The organism is Flavobacterium sp. PL02, from assembly GCF_035013205.1.
GTDB lineage: Bacteria > Bacteroidota > Bacteroidia > Flavobacteriales > Flavobacteriaceae > Flavobacterium.
The window spans coordinates 99,837-123,565 of sequence record NZ_JAYGJP010000003.1 but is presented as its reverse complement, the minus strand read 5'-3'; the positions used below and the strand labels follow the sequence as shown (position 1 = coordinate 123,565).

General features: G+C 28.9%; 21 protein-coding genes. 14 read left to right on the top strand and 7 right to left on the bottom strand.

What is annotated here, in order from left to right:
• The first annotated feature begins 75 nt into the window (after positions 1-75).
• From SHI72_RS11560 to SHI72_RS11550, 3 genes are all read left to right on the top strand, one after another.
• A complete protein-coding gene (locus SHI72_RS11560; protein ID WP_323490041.1) occupies positions 76-771 on the top strand; it encodes an ABC transporter ATP-binding protein in 696 nt (231 codons plus the stop codon).
• 87 nt (positions 772-858) lie between these two features.
• Positions 859-3,477: a tetratricopeptide repeat protein gene (locus tag SHI72_RS11555; RefSeq protein ID WP_416348474.1), complete on the top strand. Its 2,619-nt coding sequence runs from the start codon at positions 859-861 to the stop codon at positions 3,475-3,477.
• Positions 3,478-3,479: 2 nt separating this feature from the next.
• The gene (locus SHI72_RS11550; RefSeq protein ID WP_039118608.1) at positions 3,480-3,872 is read left to right on the top strand and encodes a bactofilin family protein; all 393 of its coding nucleotides are present in this window, start codon (positions 3,480-3,482) and stop codon (positions 3,870-3,872) included.
• An 85-nt stretch (positions 3,873-3,957) separates the two neighbouring features.
• On the opposite strand, the gene SHI72_RS11545 is transcribed toward SHI72_RS11550, so the two are convergent.
• Positions 3,958-4,128, bottom strand: coding sequence for a hypothetical protein (locus SHI72_RS11545; RefSeq protein ID WP_165572301.1), 171 nt, complete (start codon positions 4,126-4,128; stop codon positions 3,958-3,960).
• Between the two features lie 46 nt (positions 4,129-4,174).
• Between SHI72_RS11545 and SHI72_RS11540 the strand changes: the two genes are divergently transcribed.
• From SHI72_RS11540 to atpG, 9 genes are all read left to right on the top strand, one after another.
• Positions 4,175-5,389, top strand: coding sequence for a lanthionine synthetase C family protein (locus SHI72_RS11540; RefSeq protein ID WP_039118606.1), 1,215 nt, complete (start codon positions 4,175-4,177; stop codon positions 5,387-5,389).
• A gap of 23 nt (positions 5,390-5,412) precedes the next feature.
• On the top strand, positions 5,413-8,496 hold the full coding sequence (locus SHI72_RS11535; protein ID WP_323490039.1) for a lantibiotic dehydratase: 3,084 nt from the start codon (positions 5,413-5,415) through the stop codon (positions 8,494-8,496).
• Positions 8,497-8,506: 10 nt separating this feature from the next.
• The gene (locus tag SHI72_RS11530) at positions 8,507-8,731 is read left to right on the top strand and encodes an AtpZ/AtpI family protein (protein ID WP_323490038.1); all 225 of its coding nucleotides are present in this window, start codon (positions 8,507-8,509) and stop codon (positions 8,729-8,731) included.
• A 516-nt stretch (positions 8,732-9,247) separates the two neighbouring features.
• A complete protein-coding gene (gene atpB / locus SHI72_RS11525; protein ID WP_082001804.1) occupies positions 9,248-10,408 on the top strand; it encodes a F0F1 ATP synthase subunit A in 1,161 nt (386 codons plus the stop codon).
• A 40-nt stretch (positions 10,409-10,448) separates the two neighbouring features.
• Entirely contained in the window at positions 10,449-10,652 is a 204-nt protein-coding gene (gene atpE, locus SHI72_RS11520; protein WP_039113322.1) for an ATP synthase F0 subunit C, read from the top strand.
• An 81-nt stretch (positions 10,653-10,733) separates the two neighbouring features.
• Positions 10,734-11,225 carry a F0F1 ATP synthase subunit B gene (locus SHI72_RS11515; RefSeq protein WP_039113324.1) on the top strand — a complete coding sequence of 164 codons (492 nt, stop codon included), beginning with the start codon at positions 10,734-10,736 and terminating at the stop codon, positions 11,223-11,225.
• A 4-nt stretch (positions 11,226-11,229) separates the two neighbouring features.
• Complete coding sequence (gene atpH / locus SHI72_RS11510) at positions 11,230-11,763, top strand: ATP synthase F1 subunit delta (RefSeq protein WP_039113325.1); 534 nt, start codon at positions 11,230-11,232, stop codon at positions 11,761-11,763.
• A 39-nt stretch (positions 11,764-11,802) separates the two neighbouring features.
• Positions 11,803-13,380: a F0F1 ATP synthase subunit alpha gene (gene atpA / locus SHI72_RS11505; protein WP_035620159.1), complete on the top strand. Its 1,578-nt coding sequence runs from the start codon at positions 11,803-11,805 to the stop codon at positions 13,378-13,380.
• Between the two features lie 91 nt (positions 13,381-13,471).
• Positions 13,472-14,332 carry an ATP synthase F1 subunit gamma gene (atpG, locus tag SHI72_RS11500; protein WP_039113326.1) on the top strand — a complete coding sequence of 287 codons (861 nt, stop codon included), beginning with the start codon at positions 13,472-13,474 and terminating at the stop codon, positions 14,330-14,332.
• Positions 14,333-14,470: 138 nt separating this feature from the next.
• Here atpG and SHI72_RS11495 read toward each other — a convergent pair whose 3' ends face one another.
• The 6 genes from SHI72_RS11495 to SHI72_RS11470 form a co-directional block, all read right to left on the bottom strand.
• Positions 14,471-15,106 (bottom strand): ATP-binding cassette domain-containing protein, encoded by a 636-nt coding sequence (locus SHI72_RS11495; RefSeq protein WP_086895511.1) that lies wholly within the window; start codon positions 15,104-15,106, stop codon positions 14,471-14,473.
• A gap of 996 nt (positions 15,107-16,102) precedes the next feature.
• Complete coding sequence (locus SHI72_RS11490) at positions 16,103-16,237, bottom strand: hypothetical protein (protein ID WP_255398715.1); 135 nt, start codon at positions 16,235-16,237, stop codon at positions 16,103-16,105.
• Positions 16,238-16,790: 553 nt separating this feature from the next.
• Positions 16,791-18,938: a peptidase domain-containing ABC transporter gene (locus SHI72_RS11485; RefSeq protein WP_086895513.1), complete on the bottom strand. Its 2,148-nt coding sequence runs from the start codon at positions 18,936-18,938 to the stop codon at positions 16,791-16,793.
• A 6-nt stretch (positions 18,939-18,944) separates the two neighbouring features.
• Positions 18,945-19,466 (bottom strand): TlpA family protein disulfide reductase, encoded by a 522-nt coding sequence (locus SHI72_RS11480; RefSeq protein ID WP_086895514.1) that lies wholly within the window; start codon positions 19,464-19,466, stop codon positions 18,945-18,947.
• Positions 19,467-19,631: 165 nt separating this feature from the next.
• Positions 19,632-20,309, bottom strand: a complete 678-nt coding sequence (locus SHI72_RS11475; protein ID WP_323490037.1) for a hypothetical protein — start codon at positions 20,307-20,309, stop codon at positions 19,632-19,634.
• A 741-nt stretch (positions 20,310-21,050) separates the two neighbouring features.
• Positions 21,051-21,251, bottom strand: coding sequence for a hypothetical protein (locus SHI72_RS11470; RefSeq protein ID WP_323490036.1), 201 nt, complete (start codon positions 21,249-21,251; stop codon positions 21,051-21,053).
• A gap of 372 nt (positions 21,252-21,623) precedes the next feature.
• Here SHI72_RS11470 and SHI72_RS11465 point away from each other — a divergent pair, with 372 nt between their 5' ends.
• Both SHI72_RS11465 and SHI72_RS11460 read left to right on the top strand, forming a co-directional pair.
• Entirely contained in the window at positions 21,624-23,342 is a 1,719-nt protein-coding gene (locus SHI72_RS11465) for an AraC family transcriptional regulator (protein WP_323490035.1), read from the top strand.
• 147 nt (positions 23,343-23,489) lie between these two features.
• Positions 23,490-23,642, top strand: a complete 153-nt coding sequence (locus SHI72_RS11460) for a hypothetical protein (RefSeq protein ID WP_323490034.1) — start codon at positions 23,490-23,492, stop codon at positions 23,640-23,642.
• Positions 23,643-23,729: the final 87 nt, after the last annotated feature.

Genomic DNA, 23,729 nt, shown 5'->3' with positions numbered 1-23,729 from the left:
ATAATTTTTATCTGACCAATAATCAAAAAAACATCAAATTAACAATTAACCAGATCAACAATTAAACATTAAAAAATGATACAAGTAAATAAACTTTCAAAGACATATAACGGAACAACAGTTTTAAAAATCGATAATCTTGAAATTCCAAAAGGGCAAAGTTTCGGGTTAGTAGGGAATAATGGTGCGGGAAAAACTACTTTTTTTAGTTTGTTATTAGATTTAATTCATCCCTCTACAGGAAATATCACAACAAATTCTATTCAGGTAAATAATGACGAAAGTTGGAAAACTTTTACAGGTTCATTTTTAGATGAAAGCTTTTTAATAGGATATTTAACTCCCGAAGAGTATTTTTATTTTGTAGGAGATTTACGAGGACAAAATAAGGCCGATGTTGATGCATTATTACTCAAACATGAGGAATTTTTTAATGGAGAAATTCTAAAAAACAAAAAATACCTGCGAGATCTGTCTAAAGGAAATCAAAAAAAAGTAGGAATTATAGCTACACTTATTGGTAGCCCCGAAGTGATTATTTTAGACGAACCATTTGCAAATTTAGACCCAACAACAGTAAGTCGATTAAAAAAAATAATAAAAGAACTAGCTGATAATCCGAATGTTACAATTTTAGTTTCTAGTCATGATTTGCAGCACACAGTCGAAGTTTGCGACCGAATTGTTGCCTTAAATAAAGGTGAAATTGTGAAAGATATTCAAACTTCTAGAGAAACACTTCAAGAACTAGAATCGTTTTTTGCCGTTTAAATATAAATATCTCAAAAAGAAGCGTATTTTTACCAGTTATTATACTAAAAAACTTTTTTAGATGTTAAATGTTAAAAATGTTTCCCATTGAAAAACACTCGACTTAAATACATATTTCTGCTCTTATTTTTTTCCCTTTTGATAGCTTGTTCTACCAAAAGAGATACATTTTTAGCTAGAAATTCTCATGCTTTGAGTACAAAGTATAATATATTATACAACGGACAAGTAGGTTTTGATAAAGGCATGAAAGCTATAGAGGCCAATTATACAGATAATTTCTGGAAATTACTGCCTATTGAGAGAATGCAAATCAATGAAGGAAATTCGGATGAAGCAAAATCTAAAAATGCTGATTTTGAACTTGCTGAGACCAAAGCCACCAAAGCTATTCAAAAACATTCGATGAATATCGGAGGTCGGGAAAAAAATAGCCAGATAGATGAAGCGTACCTGATGCTTGGTCAGGCTCGTTATTATGATCAGAGATTTTTACCAGCCTTGGATGCTTTTAATTATATTTTATACAAATATCCAACAAGTAGTAACATTAACACCGCGAGAATTTGGCGAGAGAAAACCAATATGCGTTTAGGTAATGATGAGTTGGTTATAAAAAACATCTATAAATTAATAAAAGGAGTTGCATTAAAAAAACAAGTTTATGCTGATGCAAATGCTTTATTAGCAGAAGCTTTTATCAATTTAGAACAAAAAGACAGCGCAATTACAAAACTTAAAATTGCTGAGGAGTTTACTAAAAGAAATCCTGAAAGAGCTAGATATCGTTTCATCCTTGGACAATTGTATCAGGAAACACATAAAAGAGATAGTGCACTTTATTTTTATCAATCGGTAATTGATATGAACAGAAGAGCAGAGAGAAAGTATGTAATACATGCTTACTCAAAAAAAGCTCAGTTATTTGATTATCAAACAGGAGATAGTACCGTTTTTATTAAAACATATAATAAACTAATTGCCGATAGAGAAAATAGACCATTCCTGGATGTGATTTATTATGAAATGGGAGTTTTCTTTGATAAGCGTAAAAATGAAAAATCGGCATTAGAGTTTTATAATTCTTCATTAAAACGAAAATCTTTAGATCCATATTTAACAGCATCTAGTTATCGAAACATTGGTAATATGTACTTTAAGAAAGCTAGTTATACAATGGCAGCAAAGTATTATGATAGTACTTTGGTAAAAATGGATCCTAAAACCAGAGAGTATGTTTATATCCAGAAAACGCGAAAAAATTTGGATGACGTAATAAAATACGAAGGTATTGCAAAACGTAATGATAGTATTATAACCGTAGTTGGACTACCAGATTCAGCCAGAGTAAAATATTTTAGAGATTATATTGCCAAAATAAAAACTGAAGACGAAGCAAAACGAATTCTCGCAGAAAAAGAAAAACAGAAACTGGCTAATATTGCGCTAAACACAGGTGGAGGTGGTTTGGAAACAGTAACGGCAACGGGTGCTGTACCTGGAACTCCTGAAAAAAGTGGTATTCCAACACCGCCAACAGGAAACGAAGTTGCCAGCAATTTTTATTTCTATAACCCATCTACAGTAGCTTACGGAAAACTACAGTTTAAAAAATTGTGGGGAAATAGAGTCTTAAATAGTAACTGGAGATTACCATCTAATAAACTAAATATGACTTCGGATGATGATAAATCGACGGATGTGGTTGTAAATGATTCTATTAAAACAGAAGCAATAGTTGAAAAGTATACTACAGATTTTTACGAAAAACAACTTCCAAAAGATAAATCGGCAATAGATAGTATTGTTAAAGAACGCAATTTTTCTTATTATCAATTAGGCATTATTTATAAAGAGAAATTCAAAGAGTATGAATTGGCTAGCAATAAGTTAGAGCAATTATTACAGAATAACCCTGAAGAAAAATTGATTTTACCATCGATGTATAATCTCTACAAAATTTATGAGATAACAAATCCAGCGAAAGCGGCAGCGGTAAAAAATGAGATTTCTTCACGTTATCCAAATTCACGTTATGCACAAATCATAAATAACAATGGTTTAGATGAAGAATCGGCAAGCAAAGCACCTGATAAAGAATATCAGAAATGGTATAAATTATTTCAGGAAGAAAAGTATAGCGAAGTCCTAAGTAATATTGATAATTTAATTAATCAATATTCCGGAGATGAAATCGTATCAAAATATGAGCTATTAAAAGCCAATACTTTAGGTAAAGCAAAAGGATTAGTTGCTTATAAAAAAGCAATAGAAAACGTAGCCGCTAATTATCCAAATAGTGAAGAAGGAAAAAAAGCTCAAGATATTTTAACAAATCAAATTCCGTTTTTAGAGAAGCGAGTTTTTACTACAACAGATACAAAAAACTGGAAAATCCTGTATAAAATTGGTATTCAGGATGAGAAAGCAAGAAAAACAATTGAAGATATTATTAAAAAGTTTTTTGCAGATGAAAATTTCCAAAAGCTTACTTTTTCTTTCGATAAATACGATTTAGATTCAGGATTTGTTACTGTTCATGGTTTAAGATCAGAAGTTTATGCAAATGATGTTGCTAAAGTATTAAAAGAAAATAAAAAATATAACTTGGTAGAATATCCAGCAGTAATAATATCAAGTGATAATTATAGTATAGTACAAATTAATAAAAATTTAGAAGCTTATTTAGCGCCTAAAACCCCGTAATCATGTTTAATAAAGCACCCAAATTTAGCACAGAGCACTTAGGAAAAACAAATAGAATAGTTGAAGGAACTATAATAACAGGAGATATTACATCGCTAGCTGATTTTAGATTAGATGGTGAATTAATAGGGAATTTTACTTCAAAAGGAAAAATTGTAATTGGCCCAGCAAGTAAAGTTAAAGGAGATATCATTTGTCAAAATGCTGATATCGAGGGAGAATTTACAGGAAAAATTAAAGTTGTAGACCTTTTAAACGTAAAAGCCACAGCTAAAATTACCGGTGAAGTTACCATAGGAAAATTATCGGTAGAACCAGGAGCCGATTTTAGTGCGACTTGTATAATGGCAACAGATTTTAAAAGTGGAGTAAAAGAGGACACAAAAAAGATTTAAATTATTTTTTTGTGTATAGAAAAAACAAAATAATTTTAAAAAGTTGTATAGGAGCTTTTGAGACCCCTATACAGCTTAATAGTTGTTAAGGTGTAAAAGATTTATGATCACAACCACCCCAACACCATGATATAGTGTTAGTTGCGCCAGCAGGCGCATTTCCACCGTTTACTTTTTTCATCTCTAAATTAGAAAGAGTTTCTTTTTTAAATTCTAATTTTTTTGCAACTTCTTTTTTTGCAACTTCTTTTTTCATAATTTTTCTTGTTAAATTAAATAGTAAATCAAATATAGACATATAAATGAAAAAAAAAAATATTGAGCTAAAATTAATTGAAATAAAAAAAAATATTGATGAAAATTGTCACCTTATTAATGAAATAGGTTTGTTATCTGGTCTTTCTGGCTTGGCATTATTTTATTATCACTATAATAAATATTTTAATATTATTGATAAAAACAATGATGCATTTAATTGCTTATCGAGAAGTGTTGATATTATTAACGAAGGAGATTTTCAATTTTCTTATTGTTATGGTGTAGCAGGTTTGGGATGGGTTTTTGAGTATCTTCATAGAGATAATTTCTTTTTAGAATCTTATGGGGATACACTATTATCTAATCTAGATGGTTTTTTAAAAGACAATATGGATTATAATTTAGATAATAAAAATATAGATTTATTGCATGGAGCAATTGGTTATGGATTATTTTTCTTAAAAAGATACTCGGGAACTAAAAATAGAAAATTAAAACATAGATATAAGCTTTATTTAATAGAGTTAATACAAAAGATTAATTTGATGGGTGAGTTTGAAAACACTGATATAGTCAAATTTAAATCAGTTAATCCTGTAACATTTAAGGAAGGTTATAATTTAAGTTTGGCTCATGGTAATAGCAGTGTTATAAATTTTTATTCGAGATTATATAAGTTTAGAGTTTTTAGAAGTTTGGTTGAAGATGTATTAAAACAAAATGTTAATTTTATTATTTCATCATATTCTCCAGAAGCTAATTCTACTTCTTTATTTCCAGATCTAATTGATTTAAATGGTGTTAGAAATAATAATACAAGATTAGCTTGGTGTTATGGAGATTTGGGAGTTGCAATTTCGCTATGGCATGCATCTTCAGTTCTAAAAAATCCAGTTCTAAAAAACTTTTCATTAGATATTTTTAAACATGCAGCAAAACGAAGAGTTTTTGAGAATACATATATTACGGATTCAGGTTTATGCCATGGTGCATTTGGCGTCTTTCAGATTTTTAAATTTATTTATTCTAAAACTAATAATGAAATATTTAAAGAAGCTGCAGATTTTTGGTTTAAAGAGGGTTTTGAAAGAGCTATATTTGATGATGGTTTTGCAGGTTTTAAAACATGGAATGGGGCAAAAAAAGTATGGGTAAATGAGATATCCCTTTTAGAAGGCATTTCAGGAATAGGTTTGGCATTAATTTCGTTACTTTCTGAAGAAAAAATCAATTGGGATGAATGCTTATTGATTAACTAAAAATAAAGATAAAAAACAGTATAATGAAAAATTATTCTTTTATAGATACAGTAATTTTAAGAACACCACTTTTTAAAAAACAAAATAACATTGATTGGGAAAATATTAAAAATATATTTTCATTTCCCCAAAACAGAGAAGCTTTGTTTTTAGGTTCTCCAAATATTTGTAATATTTTTGAAATGTACGAGAAGGATAATACCAATATTTCCAATGAAGATATTGACAAACTCAAAAAAGCACTATATAAATATACTTCGAGATTATCAAACAGAAGCACTCCTTTTGGATTATTTTCAACTATATCAGTTGTGAAAATTGATTCAAAAACAGATATAGATATTGAAAAAAGCTCAATTCAACGAATTACTAAGTTGGATATGTTGTTTTTAGGAGTGATCAAAAATAAGCTTCTAAAACAAGAAGGTGTATTAAGTAAATTGAAATTCTTTTCGAATAATTCTATGTATAAAATTTCGAACAAATACAGATATGTAGAATATTACTATAAAGAAAATAAAATATTTCATAGAATTTCAGAGGTCGAAACTTCAGAATATCTAGATTTAATAGCAGTTAAAGCAAAGAAAGGTATAGATTATGAGGAGCTAGTTTTGACTCTACTTAATGATGACGTACCATATATTGATGCTGTTGATTTTATTAATACTTTAATTGATAATCAGTTTATATTAAGTGAGTTGGAATTTACTTTGACAGGTCAGGATTTTTTGGACAGACTTATAAAAGTATTTTCCGAAGATAGATTTCAAAATGAAGGAGGAATTGCAAATAAGGATATGTTAATTAAAATTAAAAAAGAGTTAAACTCGTTTGATCAAAACATTAATGAACCCTTAAAATATCTTGAGTTATCTGATAAATTAAAACTTCTACATGACGATATTGATATATCAAAATTGTTTCAAGTTGATTCTTTTAGAAATATTAATAAAGGCACTTTAGATACAAAGACTATAAAAACTTTAAAAACAGGAATTTCTGTTTTAAATAAATTACAAGATAAATATGAAAATGAAGAACTAAATCAATTTAAGAAAAAATTCCAGAAGAGATTCGAAAATGAAGAAATTCAATTGGTAAAGGCGTTAGATACAGATTTAGGAATTAGTTATAATGTCTCATCTACTGTAGAAGCTCCTTTATTGGATAATTTGAGAATGTTTAATATGAGAGGTGATAATTATCAGATTTCATTAGGACCTAAAAAACATTTTTTATTAAAAAAACTAATTGAAGCAACAAAGAAAAATGATTATATAATTAATTTATTAGATGATGATCTAAATAAGTTTGATGAAAACAAGGAATTTTATCCAGATACTTTTTCAGTTTTTATTAATGTTTTTAATGAAAGTGGAGTAGAAAAAATTAATATTAAATCGTTATCTGGTCCTTCAGCGAATTGTTTGATAGGAAGGTTTAGCCATCTTAATAAAAATGTTTTTGATTTATGTGATAAGATTAATGCGATTGAAGCCGATCTAAACTCTGATAAAATTGTGGCAGAAATTGTTCATTTGCCAGAAAATAGAACTGGAAATATTTTGTACCGAAGTTTTCAACGTCATTATGAGATACCTTATCTAGGAAATTCATCTTTAGATATATCAAATCAAATTGCTATTGATGATCTTTATTTATCTATAAAAAATGATAAATTTCATATTAGATCAAAAACTTTAAATAAAGAAATCCTTCCTCGCTTAAGTACTGCGCACAATTTTCCAGATAGTACTTTACCTATATATAGTTTTTTATGCGCTTTACAAAATCAGGACTGTCCTGGATTTGCTTTTGATTGGGGTGGTTTACAAAATGAATTTGATTTTTTACCTCGACTATGTTATAAAAATATAATTTTTAGCAGAGCTACATGGAATATAAATGAAAAGGATATAAAAAAATTACTTTTAGATTTAGAATCTAAAGAAACATGTAATAATTTAAAAACATATTTGTTTGAAAAAAAAATACCTGAAGTAGTTTATCTTTGTGAAGGGGATAATGAAATTCTTTTTAATTTTAAAAATGAATTAAGTTGTCAAGTGTTTTATTCTATGATAAAAGGGAAAAGAAATATTCAATTAAAAGAATTTCTCTTTAAAGAAAAGAGTGTTACTAGTGATTTTTGTAACGAATTTATCCTGTCGGCATTTAGAACTTCAAAAAATAATAATCCTAATAAAGAATTAGAGGTTTCAGAAATTGAAGAGGTAGAACGATCATTTTCAATTGGAGATGATTGGCTATATTATAAATTTTATTGCGGAGAGAAGGCAGGAGAAGAGTTATTAAAAAGAGTTATTGTACCTCTTGTTGATAAGCTTACAAAAAAAGGATTTATAAAGAAATGGTTTTTTATAAGATACAACGATGAGGATGGAAATCATATTCGAGTTAGATTTTTACTTGAAAAGAGTGAGTTTATTTTAAATTGTATTCAACATATAAAGAAATCAATTTTTAATTTTGAAAAAGAGCAACTAATTTGGAAAACAACTACAGATAAGTATGTAAGAGAGCTTGAGAGATATGGTTTTAAAACAATAGAAGAAACGGAAACTCTTTTTAATAACGATAGTATTTGTTCGTTGAATTTTATAGCAACACTTGAAGGAGATATCTCCGAAAAGAATAGATGGTTGTTTGCACTATTATCAGTTCATGAATTTTTAAACGACTTTGATTTTTCAATTAAAAATAGAATAGAGTTATTTAATTATCTTAAATCTAAATTTTCAGATGAATTTAGTATTGATAGTTCAATAAACAAAGAAATAAACAAAAAATTTTCATTATATATTGTCGACATAGAAAATTTATTAATTCATAAAGAACTAAATGAAGTAACAGTTTTTGCTTATCAGTTAATAAAAGAACGTTCAATAAAAAACAGATTACCAGTTTCTCAAATTAAATCTATAATAAACAAGCAGAAAAACGATTTAACCATAGATAATTTAATTTTGAGCTATGTACATATGATTTGTAATAGAATTTTTTTAACCAAACAACGTCAACACGAAATGGTTATATACAATTTTTTACATAAATTTTATAATAGACAATTTTTTAAAAATTAATTTCAAACAAATGGACAGTAAAAATTCTCACCATAAAAAAGAAAAAAGCTGGATAGCGCTTATTAATATTCCATTTCAGATGGGGGTAATTATATTTTTATTTTCCTATCTGGGTATTTGGTTAGATGAAAAATATTCAAACGGAGGTTCTTTATGGACAATCGTTTTGTCTTTGTTTTCGGTTTTCTTAGCACTTTATAATGTCCTGCGACAAGTTAAAAATTTAAATAAATAATGAATAGAACTATTGATTTTCTTAAGTATTTTACCCCTTTTTCGATTGTATTGTTTGTCACACAATACTTTGTTATGCAATCTCTTTCAGAGAAATTAGTTTTTTTTTACTCGGCGTGGAGTATTTATATATTTAATATTCTGGCTACTTTTTTAGTTTACCTGTTTTTAATTTTTGTCAATAAAAATTTCCCAACTTATACAGGTTTTGCTTTCCTTGGCGCAAGTTTTTTTAGAATGATGTTAGCCATTATTTTTTTAATTCCGCTAATAAAAGCTCATGTAAAAGACCCAATAATAGACTTGGGTACGTTTTTTATCCCTTATTTTTTATTTTTACTTTTTGAAACATATTTCACCGTTCGTCTAATAAATAAAAGTTAATCGCTTCATTATTAGATAAATTGACTAAAATAAATGTAATTTTAAAAATTACATCTATAAATTTTCAATTTTCAATTTAAAATGTACCTTTGCAAAAAATTTTTGGAACCTAAAATTAGATAAAGATTTAATAATGATATTTTCAAATAAACCAGTTCAGTACTTATTAGTTACTTTATTAGCTTTTTCTTCGTCGATAAATTTCGCCTCTACTCCTGTTGACAGTGTTTCAGTTAAACACGAAAACGTTGCAGTAGCAGAAGGAAAAAGTCACGCAGAAAGTGTTGGTCACGAAATAGAAAAAGAATTTAATGCTAGCGAATTGATCAATTCGCACATTGGAGATTCTCATGATTTTCATATCGCTGATTGGGATGGTCATCCTATTTCTATGAGTCTGCCAATTATTTTGTGGACTAATAATGGATTAGAAATTTTTTCATCTGCAAAATTTCACCATGATAATTCAGGTGAGCATGTAGTTGATATTAATGGACAGAAATTAGTTCGTTATAAAGAGATAATTTTTTACGCTGATAAATTTGAAACAATGACAGCTGATCAGAAAAACACTGGAGCTTTTGCTTTTGATGCAAGACCTTTAGATTTCTCTATCACAAAGAATGTCTTTTCAATGTTGATGTCGGCAATTGTTTTGTTCTTCTTATTTTTTGCTGTAGCAAGATCTTACAAGAAAAACCCAAATGCACCAAAAGGATTGGCTGGATTTTTAGAGCCACTAGTTACATACGTTAGAGATGAGATTGCAATTCCAAACATTGGACCAAAAAAATACGCAAAATATATGCCGTATCTTTTAACTATCTTTTTCTTTATTTGGATTAATAACTTAATCGGATTAATTCCTTTCTTCCCATTTAGTTCAAACTTAACAGGTAATATCTATTTTACATTTGTAATGGCATTTATTACTTTCGTAGTTACAACTTTAAGTGGAAATAAAACTTACTGGGGACACATTTTTAATACACCAGGAGTTCCTGTGTGGTTGGCTCCAATTATGATTCCTGTAGAAATTATAGGAATGCTTACTAAGCCATTTGCATTGATGATTCGTTTATTTGCAAACATCACTGCTGGTCACATTATTATCTTGAGTTTAGTTTCTTTGATTTTCATTTTCAAAAGTATTGCTATCGGACCAGTTGCTGGAGCATTCGTATTGTTCATGAGCGTATTAGAAATGTTGGTTGCTGCTTTGCAAGCGTATGTATTTACATTGCTTTCAGCATTATTTATTGGTCAGGCTGTTGAAGAGCACGATCATCATTAATTAGAGTTTTATTAATTATTAACTATATAAATTTATTATTATGGTATTAGCTGGAATCGGAGCTGGATTAGCTGTAATTGGTGCAGGTCTTGGTATTGGAAAAATTGGTGGTTCTGCAATGGACGCTATTGCTCGTCAACCAGAAGCTGCTGGAAAAATTCAGACTGCTATGATTATTGCTGCTGCACTTATTGAAGGTGTTGCTCTTTTCGCAGTAGTTGTTGCGTTAATCACAAACGCATAATTAAAATTTAAAACTTCCTGTAGCGGTTGGCTCCAGGAAGTTTTTTTAAAAAAGACAAACAATTTTTAAATATATAATGTTATGCAATTAACTTCACCAGAAAGTTTAATTTTTTGGACAACAATTATCTTTATTGTTTTCTTCATTCTTTTGGCAAAATATGCTTGGAAACCTATTTTAGGAGCGGTAAAAAGCCGTGAAGAATCTATCAATGAGGCTTTAGCATCTGCTGAAGCAGCTCGTAGAGAAATGCAAAATTTAACTGCAGATAATGAGCGTATCTTAAAAGAAGCTCGTGCAGAACGTGATGCGATGTTAAAAGAAGCTCGCGAAATGAAAGAGCAAATTATAGCTGAATCTAAAAATGAAGCTCAAGAGCAAGGTCAAAAATTGATCGCTCAAGCTAAAGCAGCTATTGAAAATGAAAAAAATGCAGCTATGGCTGAATTGAAATCTCAAGTTTCAACTTTATCATTAAGCATTGCTGAAAAATTATTGAAAGAAGAATTATCTAGCAAAGAATCTCAAACTAAATTAGTTGAGAAAATGTTAGATGACGTAAAGCTAAACTAATATTATGGCAAGTACAAGAGCAGCAATTCGTTATGCAAAAGCAATTCTAGACTTAGCAAACTCTAAAGGTGTTGCCGAAGCTGTCAATAACGACATGAAATCAATTGCTTCAACAATAGGAGCAAATGAAGAATTGAGTACCTTTATCGAAAGCCCAACTATAAAAGTTGAAGTTAAAGAGAGTGCTCTTTTAGAAGTTTTTGCAAGTGTAAATGGTGTAACTAAAGGGTTATTTCATTTATTGTTTGAAAACAAAAGATTCGAAATTCTAGGAGCAATTGCACTAGAGTACAATAAATTATTTGATGAAAGCATTGGTGTTGAAGTAGCTACGGTTACAACAGCAATTCCTATGGATGCTGCTTTAGAAGCTAAAGTATTAGCTAAAATTGCAACATTATCAGATAAAAAAATTACAATAGAAAATAATGTAGATGCTTCAATTATTGGAGGATTTATTTTAAGAATAGGCGATAAGCAATATAATGCATCTGTTGCAAACAGATTACAAGTATTAAAAAGAGAGTTAAGTAATTAGTTTTATTACACATAAAAGTGTCTAAATTATAAATTTAAGATGGCGGAAATCAAACCTGCTGAAATTTCAGCAATATTAAGAAAGCAAGTAGAAGGTTTTGAATCTGGTGCTACGCTAGAGGAAGTAGGAACGGTACTTCAAGTTGGAGATGGTATTGCTCGTATTTACGGGCTATCTAATGTACAATACGGTGAGTTAGTTGAATTTGAAAACGGACTTGAAGCTATTGTATTGAACCTTGAAGAAGACAATGTTGGTGTGGTACTTTTAGGACCATCAACAGGAATCAAAGAAGGATCAACTGCAAAAAGAACACAACGTATTGCTTCTCTTAAAGTAGGTGAGCAAATGGTAGGACGTGTAGTGAACACTCTTGGTTTTCCAATTGATGGAAAAGGACCAATCGGTGGAACATTATATGAAATGCCTTTAGAAAGAAAAGCTCCTGGAGTTATCTTCCGTCAGCCAGTAACTGAGCCATTGCAAACAGGTATTAAAGCTGTTGATGCTATGATCCCAGTTGGTCGTGGACAACGTGAGCTTGTTATTGGTGACCGTCAAACAGGTAAATCAACTGTTTGTATCGATACAATCTTAAATCAAAAAGAATTTTACGATGCAGGAAAACCTGTATTTTGTATATATGTTGCAATTGGGCAAAAAGCTTCAACTGTAGCAGGAATTGCTAAAATGTTAGAAGAAAAAGGTGCAATGGCTTATACAGTTATTGTTGCTGCAAATGCTTCTGACCCAGCTCCAATGCAAGTTTATGCTCCTTTCGCAGGTGCAGCAATTGGAGAATACTTTAGAGATTCAGGTCGTCCAGCACTTATTGTGTATGATGATTTATCTAAACAAGCTGTTGCTTACCGTGAGGTTTCTCTTTTATTAAGAAGACCACCGGGACGTGAGGCATATCCTGGAGACGTTTTCTACTTACACTCTCGTTTATTAGAGCGTGCTTGTAAAGTAATTGCAGATAATGGAATTGCTAAAAACATGAACGATTTACCAGATTCTATTAAGTCTATCGTAAAAGGTGGTGGTTCATTAACTGCTTTACCAATTATTGAGACTCAAGCTGGTGACGTTTCTGCATATATCCCAACAAACGTAATTTCGATTACAGATGGTCAGATTTTCCTTGATGGAGATTTGTTCAACTCTGGAGTTCGTCCTGCTATTAACGTAGGTATCTCAGTATCTCGTGTTGGAGGTAATGCACAAATTAAATCAATGAAAAAAGTATCAGGTACTTTAAAATTAGACCAAGCTCAATTCCGTGAATTGGAAGCGTTTGCTAAATTTGGTTCTGACTTAGATGCTGTTACTTTAAACGTAATTGAAAAAGGAAAAAGAAACGTTGAAATCTTGAAACAAGGTTTAAATGATCCTTATACAGTTGAAAACCAAGTTGCTATTATTTACGCTGGTTCTAAAAACTTATTAAGAAACGTTCCTGTAAATAAAGTAAAAGAATTTGAAGCAGATTTCTTAGCATACCTAAACAGCAAGCATAAAGACACTCTTAATGCGCTTAAAGCAGGTAAACTAGACGATAACATTACAGATGTTATTGAAAAAGTAGCAAAAGAAATTTCAGCAAAATATAACTAATAAGATAATTGGATAATTAGATAATTAGAAAGATCAAAGTGTTTTTCTAATTATCTAATTGACTGATTTTCAAATTTTCTAATTAGAAAAGATGGCAAATTTAAAGGAAATCCGTAATAGAATTACTTCCGTTTCATCTACGATGCAGATTACATCGGCGATGAAAATGGTTTCTGCTGCAAAGCTTAAGAAAGCACAAGATGCAATCACAGCGATGCGTCCTTATGCCGAGAAATTAACGGAATTATTACAAAACCTTTCTGCAACACTTGATGGTGATGTAGGAGGAGATTTTACTACACAACGTGAAGTAAAGAAAGTATTAATTGTAGCAATAACATCTAATAGAGGTTTATGTGGTGCATTTAATACCAATGTAATAAAGGAAGCAAAAGTACGTTCTGAATTTTATGCCGGAAAACAAGTTGACATTTTTGCTATAGGTAAAAAAGGAAATGATGTTTTAAGCAAAACACATTCAGTAATAGACAATAAAAGTTCAGTTTTTGATGACTTGACTTTTGATAACGTAGCTGAAATTGCTGAAATTTTAACTCAACAATTCTTAACTGGAAAGTATGATAAAATTGAATTGATTTATAATCAATTTAAAAATGCTGCGACTCAAATTGTTCAAACTGAACAGTTTTTGCCTTTGGCTCCAATAAAATCAGATGTACCAGTTTCGACAGGAGATTATATCTTTGAACCTTCAAAAGAAGAAATCGTGTTAACTTTGATTCCTAAATCATTAAAAACACAATTATACAAAGGTATTCGTGATTCATTTGCGTCTGAGCATGGTGCACGTATGACTGCTATGCACAAAGCAACTGATAATGCAACTGAGTTAAGAAATCAATTGAAATTAACTTATAACAAAGCACGTCAAGCTGCAATTACAAACGAAATCTTAGAAATCGTTGGTGGAGCAGAGGCTTTGAAAGGATAGGAAAAATTTTAATTTTTCAAATCTTCAAAATTGCAAAGCAATGAAAGGATAAGAAAAATTTTTAAGTATATAAAAAAGAGCCAACAATTGTTGGCTCTTTTTTTATGTCTATATTTTAGAAGTTGAGAGGGATAAATTTTACTTTAAAAAAAGTTCTTCTTCAATTTTTGAAAATTCTTCTTTTTCATATTCTTTGATAGCTGTATTTTTTACCAGAAAAATTTTGTCGCAGTCTTTATATAGAATTTCCAGAATATGTGAAGAAATAAGGACTATACTTTTTTGAGATAACTCTCTAATATAATTCATCAACAGATAATTAGATTCTAAATCGAGACCATTAAAAGGTTCGTCAAAAATATAAATTGGATATTCTCTTTGGAATACGGCATTCATGTAAGCCTTTTTTTTCATTCCAGTCGAAAATGTCTTGATGAGTTTATCTTGTGAGACATCAAACAAATTGGTTTTATTTCCAGTTTTTAGATTTAGTAATTCTTTATAAAAATTTGAAAATTCTGTAGCAGTAAGTTCATCGTAAACTGGTACTTCAGTTGGGAAAAATGCTATTTCGTTATGTTTAATGGGCAAATCAATGTAGGATATTGTTCCTTCAAAATCTATTAGTGCAGTTATAATTTTAAATAATGTAGTTTTACCTTCGCCATTTTTCCCAACGACTCCATATATTCCATTTTTTGAAATTGAAAGATTTATATCCTGTAAAACAGTTTTATTTCCAAATGCTTTCTTCTTGATATTAATCTGTAACATATTTCAAATTGTTTATTGTTTTTATAGACTTATAGTATAAATAAGGTAAAATTAAAAAAGGTATTCCAATTTGGATATTTATAATAAATAAAGCGAAAAAAATCTGTTGTAATAAACTATTGCTAAAAAAAGTGTATTTAAACAAGATGCTAATTATTGGAAATAAAAAAACTAATGGTACAAACAGTAGTAAATCCCATTTTTTGAATATTAATAGACATAAAATTAAAGCTGTACTCAATAGTAAGGTGTTGTATATCGCAACTTGAATTTGCTTTAAAAGATATTTCCCAGAATCGAAAGAACTTATTTTTATATGAATTATGTTCTCTCTATTAAAGGATGGTAAACAGCCAATAAAAGAAACTAAAAATAAGCTGGCAAGATTTAGATTATCATTATTGTATTGGTCTCCCATTACATTAAGGAAAATAATCAAAGGTATAAAAAGGATAAGTTTATTTTTTCTAAAGCAAATATGCCAAAATGGATCAAATAATCTGAAGGGATACTTTATGGTTTTAAGCCCTAGTTTATTTAGTAGAATCAAGAAATACAGTATTAGAGAGTGTATTATAAGAATATCCCAACGTTGGTTTATAAGATAAATAATTATAAACGGAAAACTATATATTGTGTATTCCAGGAACAATAAAAGACGATAATTTTTATTTACCCTCAATAGCTCTATGTCCTTTCTGTTCTGATGATAAAAGGCTATTTCTAAAGTTGTTATTAAAAAGTAATAATTGTATTTTGGAAATAATTGATTTAGAAAATAAATAATAACTGAGTAAAAAGCCAAGAACAATCCTATTGCTAAATAGTCATCTTTTGGTAATATTTTTCTAAATCGGATTAGGATTAAATACTTTAATATTTTTATCATTTCTTATTTTAAAAAGCAGTCATTAAGCAAAATGTAATATTATTTTCCTGCTATAAAGGCTGCAAAATAGATAAAAAAACAAAACCGAAAATAATCAAATACAATTATTATCCTTCAAACTCTTTTTTCCAAGCTTTTAAAATACCAGAGAAATCCCATATCTTTTTTTGGTATTTTGTTACCAAAAATATTAAAACAACAACATCAAATAATAAAAACAACAATATTATGTATAAGCTCATAGCTATTAATTTAAGTAGTATTGTGTATATATTGGTAAATCTCCGAAATTCTACATATTCATAGCATAAATTATCTATTCATAAATGCATATGTAAATCTGCCCAATTCAAAACCGATGTAAGTTAATATAGCGAATATCCATAATAGCCATACTATAAAATTGTTGGTTTCCTCTTTGGCATAAAGAGCGATTTTATTCATATACTTTTTCATGTTTTTATAGTTTAATTAGTTAGTAGTTTGAAGAGTTGTTAATGGATGAAATTATAATATGCTTTTCCTATTACGTATCCTGCAAAATATAGACTAGCCCATAATATAACTGCTGATAGGACTATCTTAGCAAGAGTGTCGATATTTATAATATTGTTTTCGTTTTTCATCATTTATATATTTTTAAGATAATAATACTCTAAATATAGAATTATTTACCATAACACCATAGTGTTTGTAAATAAAATCTGTAAAAATATTAAGAGTGAGTAAATAGAAGAAAGAATAATCAATTTTATTTTTTGAGTTAGATTTAGTTTCATTACAGTAATAATTGTTTTATTCCCAGTATTCACTATAAAAATTTTTAGTTTCCATTAATTCTAAATGACTTCCTGATATGGAAACTGTTTTGTCTTCTAGAATATAAATAGTGTCGGCTATGTTTTTTAGCATATTTAAGCGATGTGAGATAAAAAAAATGGCACATTCTTTTTTAATTTTTTGCAATAGATTTATAGTAAATTGTTCTGTGTTTCGATCCATTGCAGCGGTAGCTTCATCCAGAATTAAAAATTGAGGTTTTTTGTATAAAGCTCTAGCCAAAGCTATAATCTGTTTTTGACCTCCTGATAAATTGATTCCTTCTTCACCAAGAATAGTTGTTAAGCCTTGGGGCAATTGACTAAAATAAAAATCAAAACCATATTCGGTTATAAATTTCATGAAACCTTCTGGTGTTTCCTCTTTGCCAAGTAAAATGTTATCAATAACGGTTCCTTTAAAAATGGTAATTTCCTGAGGAATCACAGCCAGTAAATCTCTGTAGTGTTTAAGACCAATTTCTTTAAGGGAGTATTTATTATTTACAATAATATTTCCGTTTTCAAAATCATAAAAGCGCTGTAATATTTGCCCTAAGGTGCTTTTCCCGCTTCCACTTTCTCCAACAACAGCTATAAACTTACCTTTTTCCATATCTATATTTACATCATGGAAAAGTTCACTTCTTCCTGCAAATCGAAAAGAAAGATTTTGAATAGAAATTTTCTCAATTTCAAAAACTTCTAAACCATCTTCAGTTTCTTTTTCTATCGATGCAAATTCATACATTCTATTAAAAGCAATTTTAGCCTCATTTATAGGAATTGATATTAGAGCTAAATTTGCAATAGAAGGGAGCAAAGCTCCTACAATGCCTAATATAGCCATCAATTCACCAATTTTAATTTCATCATTAAAAACCTGAACAGAAGTATAAATCAAAATACTGATTGAAAAAATAAGACTCGCCAATCCAGATTGCCAAGACAGGGTGATGTTGATTTTTCCTAGATTGAATTTTTTTTCTTGAAAATTAGCAAAAAGATGTTCGTTTAATTTATTAAAAAGAGGTTGTTTATTGTCAATTTTTATAGTTGAAATCCCTTGAATAGTATTGATATAATTACTTTCATTAAGAGCGTAACTCTGCATAACTTCTTTTTGAGAGTCCATTATTTTTTTATTTTTACTATAAATAATGAAAAAATATATAGGCAAACTTAATAAGGAAATTAAGCCCAGCTTCCATGAATAACCAAACAGGAATACTAACGAAATAATAGCGACTAAAACATCAATAACTAAAGTACTGGTGAGCATTTTAATTACACCTTGTACACGTTGTACATCGTTTAATCGTGCTACTAGTTCTCCTATTTGTCGAGTATCAAAAAAAGGTTTTGGCAATTGTAAAAGAGAAGAAAAAAATGAATTGTTTATTCGGTTATTAAAATCTTTGGATTGTTGTAGTAAGAAGTATTCTCTTAAAACAGCTATTCCTACTTTGGCCAAAAGCAAAATGACTAATAGAGAAATTCCTGAGATTAGCTTTTTGATATTGTGTGAAGGTAAAATATCATCTATGAGTTTTTGAGAAAATAATGCCATCGACATTCCTAAACTAGCGATAAAAATACCTAGTAAAACAGAAATCCCAATAAGTTTGTAATCTTCCTTCACTACGTCCAGAAACCATTTTATCTGAGCTTTTTTATCTGTCTTTTTAGTTATGAAATTTTCATTTGGTTCCAGGGTCAAGCAAGTTTTTGAAATCCAAATTGTTTCTAACTCTTCTACTGATAAATTGTAAAGGCCTTTTGCAGGATCTCCAATCAAGAAACCTTTGCTGTCATCATATTTATAACACACAATATAATGTTGTAGTTGGTTGTCTATAAGGACATGAAGAATAACAGGTTGTTTGTGAGTAATAAGCGTTTTTATATCTGCCTCATAACCTTCTGCCGTAAAACCTAATTTATTTGCAGCTTGGTAAAGCCCTAGTGTTGTAGTACCTTGTTTGGTTGTACCACTTATTTCTCGAAGTTTTTCGATGGACTGATTTCCGTTATATAATTTTATAATCGATAATAAACAGGCTACGCCACAATCGGATTGGTCCAATTGTAGAGTATGTGTTTTCTGAATTTGTTTTATCTTCATTATATTTTATTCGAGATTCATTTGTTTTATCAAAACTTCGATTTTAGTCTGACCTTTTATTTTCTTAATTAGGTTCTGCTCTTTATCATAAAGGACTAAACATGGCAATGACTTAATATCAAAAGTAGAAGCGAAAGTAACTTTGTTATCACATAAAAAATAAACGTTGTCATAAGTGGTTAATTGATGTTTTTGGGCAAATATTTTTATGTTTTCCGGTTTTTCAAATGAGACGAAAATTAATTGGAAATTACTCAAACGCTCCATGTTTTCTTTAATCATTTTAGCTTCTTCATGGCAAAATTCACAATCTGTATTAAAATAAATAAAAATTGTTGCAGTCTCTTTCTTTAATTTTTGATTGGTGAAAATACCTCCTGATATATCTTGGTATGAAAATTCAGGAATGTTTTTTATATTTTGTGCAACCTCTTTTTTATGGTTTATCTTAGACACAATTAAGTAACCTAAAAAAAGTAAAATGCCAATGAATGTTATAAGAAGAATGATTTTTAGAGATTTTTTCATTTTTCTGGTCCTTTATTCATAATCAGAGACATTATAAGGCAAATCATTGCAATAGTTCCCATAGCTGCTTGAAGAATATCTTCATTATAAAAGAAATACCTTACTATATGCGCAAAAAGCATGATAAAGCATGCAATAAGAAATAATTTTTTAGTGTTAGACATGTTAAGAATAATTAAGGGTGAAAAACATAACGATAGTTATCCATAATAATAAAGTGGGACCATAACTATAAGCTACAATTTTAAGCCCTTTATCCATATTGGTTTCGGTTTCTTTGCCTATAAAATAAGCAAGGATAAGCCAGTATGCCAACTCGAATAAATTGAGTGTTTGAAACGGATAAATAAACCAAGATTCTAAATCTTTGTAGCCTACTATATTTAATGCTGATAAGGGGTAGAAATATTGAATATCCTCTAAATCGTATTTGGTTTGAAAAAAATAGAACCAAATAATTTTAGCAATAGCAACTAACAAAAAAATAAACTCTGCTTTAATAGCAATAGTCCATAATGATTTATAGGTGACTTCTTTTGAGCTAAGAAAATAAGTTCCTATGTACAACACAATGGCAATTATACTTGTTTTGATTGCAATGTATACAGGAATGAAAAAATAAGAAATCCACTTCCATTTATTCTGAAACTCAAAATATTGATTCAATTGTTGAGAAGTAAGCTTTTCTGCCATTGAATTGTATTGCAAGGCGTCAAAATCTAAAACTACTTTTGTAGCTTCTCCAAATGCTATTAAAATAATTGAAAGCAAGAGGCATATTAGATATGGATTTTTAAACATATTTATAAGATTGTAAATTAAGGCAGTAAAATTTTTTGTCATTAATAGGCATACTATTTTTTGACTTTTTTGCTTTTTTGATATTGATAAGCAATGCCTATTATTATAATTAGTAGTACAAGAAATTTGTGATTGTTGTCCATAATTTTTACTTTTATAAAACAACCTTAAGGATCTTTAATCTATTTAAGGTTGGGCTTTTTTTGTAAATAATCTTTTTTATCATCGTAATTATTTATCCAACTTAGTACTGAAAAGTTAGGATGTTGTTACCTTAATAATAACTAGTATTAACCAAAGCCCATTAAAGTTATAGAAAAAGAATATTTTAAGAATTACTACTTATTTTTTATTTCGATTATTGAAATAAATAAGACCTGCAGCTATTAAAACTAATATTGGCGTAATTAGATAATATGCATTTTTAACTATAAATACATTATATAGTAAAAGGATAATAGTAAAAATAGTAATGAGGATAAAAAAGTGATTTTTGTTCATGATAACTATATCCTTAGTTATTTTTTCTTTTTGAAAAATATATAGCTTTTGTATAAAATCAGAAAAAGAGATAGTAAAGTTGGAGCCCACGGATTAAAACTAATTTTATCAAGTTGATATAATATGCATAGTGAAATTGTAAATAAAAAAAATAAATAGGAAGCAATTAGTTTGTTTTTTTCAGTTATCATGTGGAAGTTTTATGTTTATAGATATGCAATCTCATTTAGTTGAGTTATTCAAAGCCTTAAAATTAATTAATCTTAAGGCTTTAATTGGTTATTAGTCACACATTAACATTAGTCCTGCAAATCCAACCCAACCCAATGGAGAGAATCCAGTTGCTCCTAAAACAATAGCTCCCAAACCTAATGCATCTGTACAAGATAATGAACTACCACCACCACTATCGTCATCATATCTTTTAGGTTTGATTTGACCTCCTAATAAAATTTCCATTTGATTTAATTCTAATTTTTTCATGATATAAATATTTAATTGGTTAATATTAATTTTATTGAATTCCCATTTGTTTTATTTTTAAAGGTTACAAAACAATTAAACAATCCTATTCTTTTTCTAAATTATAAATTCTAGTAAAAGATATTATTCTTAAAGTAACGTCTTACTATAAAAACAATCTCGTTTTCTTTTGTCAAAACTATGTCAAACATCATATTGAATACAAATGGTCGTTATCGGGATTCGGGAAAACCGATATAGATTTCGGGAATTTCGTGTTAAAAAATAGGTTAACTATATGGTTTTTAGTATTTTGTGTGTCATTCGTTAAATTCGTTATTTGTTGGTTTAATTGTACAAGTTTGCTGTATTTTTGTAAGAAAATTAAATTTAATGAAGAGCTTTATCTGGAATATAAAGGTTTTATTGTTTTTATTGCCAATAATCGTACTGGGACAAACTCCAAAAAAAGAGTATGCAAAACTTTCTTATGATGAGTTGCGTGATTTGTATTTTGCTAATGAAAAAAATAAAACAGTACAAGAGCAATGTGCACAAGCTTATTTGGCTAAGGCTAGTAAGGAAAACATTCCTATACGAAAAGCCAAGGCTAATTATCAATTTGCACTTTTATACTACAAAACAGATACCAATAAAGCGATTATGTATCTGGATAGTGTGATTAAATATTCTCAAAATACGGGAGATAAATTTTTTCCCGCTGGTGCTTATTGTGAAAAAGCAGATTTACTTAAAAAGCAATTTAAGTTTAAAGAAGCTTTAATGAATTATAATTTAGCAGAAAAAACTGCTTTTAAAACGAATATTGATTACTATTATATAGTTCGTGAATATGTAGGTACAACGAAATCGGAAGATTTAGGTGATTTTAAAGAAGCACTTGATATTTATAAAGAATGTTACAAATATTATAAAAGTAAAGATGTAAGAAGTTCGAAGTATGCGAGGGATTATCAGAGTATTATTTTTGGAATAGCAGATTGTTATAAATCGTTGCATAATATAGACTCCACTACCTATTATAATAAATTGGGATATAGAGAATCCCATATAACAAAAAATGAAGAGTATAAATACTTGTTTGTTTTAAATGAAGGGGCTAACCAAGTAGTAGGAAAAAATTACAAAGTAGGATTAGATAGTATTAATAAAGCATTACCCAAAATGATTGAATATAACAATACACTTAATGTATTGGCAGGGTATTATTATTTAGGAAAAGCTTATGAAGGTTTGGGTAAAAAAATATTAGCAACTGAAAACTTTATTAAAGTAGATTCTATTAATAATGTAACAAAAGAAATAACTACAGAATTTATAGATGGGTATCCGTATTTGATTTCATATTATAAAAATTTAGGAGATAAAGAAAATCAATTAAAATATATTACTGCCTATATGGAGATAGACAGTACTTTACAGAAAAATTATAAAGAATTAAATAAGTTGGTGCATAAAGAATATGATATCCCACGTTTAATTTCCGATAAAGAAGCTCTTATCGAATCTCTTGGCAAGGATAAAATAAAAACATATTGGGGCTTGGTTTTTTTATTTTTAATAACCATTGGTGTGGGTGGTTTTGGCATCTATCAGTATAAACTTAAGAAGAGATATCGTTCCCGATTTAAAAAAATAATGAAGGAAACAGCCATGATAGGCGATAATGAAATAGAGTTAAATAATGAAAAAGAAATTAAAATAGCGGAGACAAAAATTGATGTTGGTATAGCAGAAGAATTGGTAAACCAGATTTTGGAAAAGCTGGATGATTTCGAAAAAAGAAAAGGATACCTAGAATCGAATATTACGGTACAAATGTTATCAACAACATTTGAGACTAATAGCAAATATGTATCCAAAATTGTAAATGTGTATAAGGGAAAAACCTTTACCCAATACATAAACGATTTAAGAGTTGAGTATGCAGTTACCCTATTACAAGAAAACAAGATGTTAAGAAAATATACCATTCAGGCTCTTGCTTTGGAATTTGGTTTTAATAATGCGGAATCCTTTTCAACAGCTTTTTATAAAAAAACAGGTATCAAACCAACTTATTTTATCAAAGAATTGGATAGTGTGGTATAAATAGATTAAGGTTTTATTTTCAATGGATTAAAAGGATATGGCAAGTCGGAATTCCCGAATTTCGATATACACTAGGTGATTGTTTAGTAGTTTTGTAAGAGAGCTGTTCTATATTTGTAAGCATAATAATAAATAAAATTTATAAAGATGAAAACGAAAAGAGAAAAAAAAGAAGTTAATAAATTTGATTTAGAAAAATTTAAGGTAGCAAAATTAAAAAACCTACATTTAATTAAAGGTGGGGGTGATGAAACGAAGACAGGTAATAAATTACAGGTCCCATCGAGATTATGCGATTAATAATTTAAGATTAAATAGCTACGTTTTATGCTAAATACTTTATTAAGGTAAACAATAACAAAATATAAAAAAGTTCTATTTTCAGAA

What these genes read in the sequence shown, in the direction of transcription:
- SHI72_RS11475 (WP_323490037.1), bottom strand. Translation starts at nt 20,309, where the DNA reads ATGACAAAAAATTTTACTGCCTTAATTTACAATCTTATAAATATGTTT.
- SHI72_RS11515 (WP_039113324.1), top strand. Translation starts at nt 10,734, where the DNA reads ATGCAATTAACTTCACCAGAAAGTTTAATTTTTTGGACAACAATTATC.
- SHI72_RS11485 (WP_086895513.1), bottom strand. Translation starts at nt 18,938, where the DNA reads ATGAAGATAAAACAAATTCAGAAAACACATACTCTACAATTGGACCAA.
- SHI72_RS11560 (WP_323490041.1), top strand. Translation starts at nt 76, where the DNA reads ATGATACAAGTAAATAAACTTTCAAAGACATATAACGGAACAACAGTT.
- SHI72_RS11550 (WP_039118608.1), top strand. Translation starts at nt 3,480, where the DNA reads ATGTTTAATAAAGCACCCAAATTTAGCACAGAGCACTTAGGAAAAACA.
- SHI72_RS11495 (WP_086895511.1), bottom strand. Translation starts at nt 15,106, where the DNA reads ATGTTACAGATTAATATCAAGAAGAAAGCATTTGGAAATAAAACTGTT.
- atpH (WP_039113325.1), top strand. Translation starts at nt 11,230, where the DNA reads ATGGCAAGTACAAGAGCAGCAATTCGTTATGCAAAAGCAATTCTAGAC.
- atpB (WP_082001804.1), top strand. Translation starts at nt 9,248, where the DNA reads ATGATATTTTCAAATAAACCAGTTCAGTACTTATTAGTTACTTTATTA.
- SHI72_RS11535 (WP_323490039.1), top strand. Translation starts at nt 5,413, where the DNA reads ATGAAAAATTATTCTTTTATAGATACAGTAATTTTAAGAACACCACTT.
- SHI72_RS11530 (WP_323490038.1), top strand. Translation starts at nt 8,507, where the DNA reads ATGGACAGTAAAAATTCTCACCATAAAAAAGAAAAAAGCTGGATAGCG.
- SHI72_RS11540 (WP_039118606.1), top strand. Translation starts at nt 4,175, where the DNA reads ATGAAAAAAAAAAATATTGAGCTAAAATTAATTGAAATAAAAAAAAAT.
- atpG (WP_039113326.1), top strand. Translation starts at nt 13,472, where the DNA reads ATGGCAAATTTAAAGGAAATCCGTAATAGAATTACTTCCGTTTCATCT.
- atpA (WP_035620159.1), top strand. Translation starts at nt 11,803, where the DNA reads ATGGCGGAAATCAAACCTGCTGAAATTTCAGCAATATTAAGAAAGCAA.
- SHI72_RS11460 (WP_323490034.1), top strand. Translation starts at nt 23,490, where the DNA reads ATGAAAACGAAAAGAGAAAAAAAAGAAGTTAATAAATTTGATTTAGAA.
- SHI72_RS11545 (WP_165572301.1), bottom strand. Translation starts at nt 4,128, where the DNA reads ATGAAAAAAGAAGTTGCAAAAAAAGAAGTTGCAAAAAAATTAGAATTT.
- SHI72_RS11465 (WP_323490035.1), top strand. Translation starts at nt 21,624, where the DNA reads ATGAAGAGCTTTATCTGGAATATAAAGGTTTTATTGTTTTTATTGCCA.
- SHI72_RS11490 (WP_255398715.1), bottom strand. Translation starts at nt 16,237, where the DNA reads ATGAGCTTATACATAATATTGTTGTTTTTATTATTTGATGTTGTTGTT.
- atpE (WP_039113322.1), top strand. Translation starts at nt 10,449, where the DNA reads ATGGTATTAGCTGGAATCGGAGCTGGATTAGCTGTAATTGGTGCAGGT.
- SHI72_RS11470 (WP_323490036.1), bottom strand. Translation starts at nt 21,251, where the DNA reads ATGAAAAAATTAGAATTAAATCAAATGGAAATTTTATTAGGAGGTCAA.
- SHI72_RS11480 (WP_086895514.1), bottom strand. Translation starts at nt 19,466, where the DNA reads ATGAAAAAATCTCTAAAAATCATTCTTCTTATAACATTCATTGGCATT.